Source organism: Streptococcus sp. WM07 (genome assembly GCF_004570525.1).
Taxonomy (GTDB): domain Bacteria; phylum Bacillota; class Bacilli; order Lactobacillales; family Streptococcaceae; genus Streptococcus.
This window is the reverse complement of the sequence record NZ_SPPZ01000093.1, coordinates 1-2,734: the sequence shown is the minus strand read 5'-3', so window position 1 is coordinate 2,734 and position 2,734 is coordinate 1. Positions and strand designations below refer to the sequence as shown.

General features: G+C 36.2%; 2 protein-coding genes and 2 pseudogenes. 2 read left to right on the top strand and 2 right to left on the bottom strand.

Annotated features, from left to right (window positions below):
• Nucleotides 1-176: pseudogene (locus E4T71_RS08355) on the bottom strand (IS630 family transposase); the annotation flags it as partial.
• A 44-nt stretch (nucleotides 177-220) separates the two neighbouring features.
• On the opposite strand from E4T71_RS08355, the gene E4T71_RS08350 reads away from it, so the two are divergent.
• Nucleotides 221-1,271 (top strand): IS630 family transposase gene (locus tag E4T71_RS08350; RefSeq protein WP_228062397.1). Its coding sequence is split into 2 segments (ribosomal slippage): nucleotides 221-703 and nucleotides 705-1,271, totalling 1,050 coding nucleotides; the frame shifts between segments, so codons are not numbered across the junction.
• A 15-nt stretch (nucleotides 1,272-1,286) separates the two neighbouring features.
• On the opposite strand, the pseudogene E4T71_RS08345 reads toward E4T71_RS08350, so the two are convergent.
• Nucleotides 1,287-1,654 (bottom strand): annotated as a pseudogene (locus E4T71_RS08345) (IS630 transposase-related protein); the annotation flags it as partial.
• Between the two features lie 218 nt (nucleotides 1,655-1,872).
• Here E4T71_RS08345 and E4T71_RS08340 point away from each other — a divergent pair.
• Complete coding sequence (locus tag E4T71_RS08340) at nucleotides 1,873-2,454, top strand: response regulator transcription factor (protein WP_167758505.1); 582 nt, start codon at nucleotides 1,873-1,875, stop codon at nucleotides 2,452-2,454.
• The last annotated feature ends 280 nt before the right edge of the window (nucleotides 2,455-2,734 follow it).

Below are 2,734 nucleotides of genomic sequence, written 5' to 3'. Positions count from 1 at the left end.
TCATATGTCATCGGAGCTATAATCTCACCATTTGTGAGACCTGCAACTAAAGATATTCGTTGATATCTTCTTCCAGAAACCTTACCTTCTATCAACTGACCTTTCATGGAACGACCATATTCTCGATAAAAATATGTTTCAAATCCTGTCTCATCAATATAAACAGGAGTCAGATGTTTTAATACTCAAAGGAAATCAAAATCTGATGTATAATAGAGTTATGAAATTTACAGATGAAATGATTAACGAACTAAAAACTGCCCTAAAAACTAAAGATTTATCCTCCTACCACAAACGAATTCAAGCAGTTTATCTTAGAGCGACTAATACTCCCTATAAGACTATTATGGAGATACTTGATTTTTCTCATGATACTATTTGGAGACTAACTAAGAAATATCTAGAAGATGGTTTACAGGCCCTTGTTTCTGATGCTCGAGGAGGTCGCCGGCATGCTTATATGACGGTTGATGAAGAACAGGACTTTTTAAGTCAACAACTATCTTCTGCTGTAAAAGGTGAGTTTATAACAATCGACTCTCTCTATGAAGCTTACCAAGAGCAGATCGGTCGTAAAACCACCAAAGATGGTTTTTATCGACTGCTAAAGCGTAATGGATGGAGAAAAGTTTCTCCTCGTCCTGAACATCCCAAAAAAGCAGACCCTAAAACGATTTTAGGGTCAAAAAATAAAATCTTTATTCCAGAAAAAATCGAGTAAGCGTTTTCTAGATAAAACTCCTTACACTAAGACTCGCTTAATGTACCAAGATGAAGCTGGTTTTGGGAGAATTAGTAAATTGGGCTCTTGTTGGAGTCCTAGTGGACATCGTCCGACTGTCTCTAGTCACCATATCCGAGAATTTCGTTATTGCTATGGTGCTGTGGATGCCCATTCAGGAGAGTCCTTTTTCATAATTGCTGGAGGGTGCAATAGCGCTTGGATGAATGAGTTTCTATGTCAATTATCAGAAGCTTATCCCAATGACTACTTGATTTTAGTTATGGATAATGCCATTTGGCATAAATCTCAGACCCTTGAAATACCTGAGAATATTGAATTTACATTCATACCTCCTTATACTCCTGAGATGAATCCAATAGAACAAGTTTGGGCAGAAATCCGTAAACGTGGCTTCAAAAATAGAACTTTTCAAACATTGGAATCAGTCATTGATAAGCTTCAAGAAGTGATCCAAGCTTTAAGTAGAGATATTCTAAAAAGTATCGTCTATAGAAAATGGATTTGTTCAGATTTTGAAATCGAATGAGTATAAATTAGTAAATTCTTTAAGGAACAGTGCTACTTTTTCAGGGTCTTGTTCATAGTAAGTACAACTCTTTTTTTTCGAGTATATCCCATAGCTTTAAGAGCGTAATGAATAGCTGTTGGATGACAATCAAATTCAGAAGCTATTTCAGTCAAATAGGCATCAGGATGAGCGTCAAGATAGGCTCTTAGTTTATCTCTATCAACTTTTCTTGGTTTCGTCCCTTTCACCTGATGGTGGAGATCGCCTGTTTTCTTTTGGAGTTTTATCCATTCATAAATGGTGTTGCGCGAAATTTGGAAAATCTCAGCGGCTTTAGAAATATTACCTGTTTTGTCACAATAGCTGAGAACTTTTTTACGGAAATCTATTGAATAAGCCATAAAGATATTCTATCATAAATGTACGGATTTTGTTTCATTTTAGTATATCTTCAATGAAATTAGACTGACTGAGATATATAAAGTTAAGTGTATCAAATACTACTATTTCCGTCATGAGTAATTTGTGCAAAATTCTGAATTATTTTACAAATAAACTGTTGATTACCTAAACCTTGTGATATACTACTGTAAATATAGTACGTTGAGAGGGGGATATGATGACTGTACTCTTTATAGGACGCCTTGAATTCTTGGCCCATGCACTCATCAACATTTATAAAGAGGCAAACTTCACGGTTCAATTAAATGACTGGAATGATAAATACCTGGACCACATTATCCTCTCAAAACCTGAACTCATTATTCTTGAGATCACCAGACCTGAACGACGAGCCTTCAATGCCTGTCAAAAGATTAAACAGCTTTGTCCAAAGCAGCCAATCCTTCTCTTTTCCACTCATTATCGAGAATATTATTTCCAGCTGAGTCAAAGCTGCCAAGCTAGTGGGTATCTTCATCAGGATTTACCTATGACTACAATCACTCAAGGTGTTCAACAAATCCTAAAGGGGAATACCTATTTCCCAAGACCAGAAGTATCTAACTACCAAAGCTTAACACAGAGAGAAATCCATATCCTTCAACTCTTACGACTGTACTATAAACAGGAAGAAATTGCCGAAGAACTAGCAATCAGTCGAAGAACTGTAAACAATCACTTAGCCAACATTCAAGAAAAACTAGAGACCCAGTCTAGCTTAGCCTCCGTCTTAAGAGCAATTGAGCTAGGAATACTCTAACCTCTCATTCATTCTGTAAGCCTACCGACACAGGCATCCTATTCATCTTTCAGACATTTCCACGATTCAATTTTGAAAACAGATTTCTTTTCAAGCCAGACTCCCCTCTTTTTGCAACAAAAAAGAGGGGATTTTTTATCTCCCTCTTTTTATGGTTCTATAATAAGTTGTGTGGAAAGCTTGCGCTCCATGCAACTTTTTTGTAATTTCCAATGCAAAAAAAAGCAATTCCTAGTAAACTGATAAGTGGAAAAACATCAGAATAGGAATTGCTTCATAT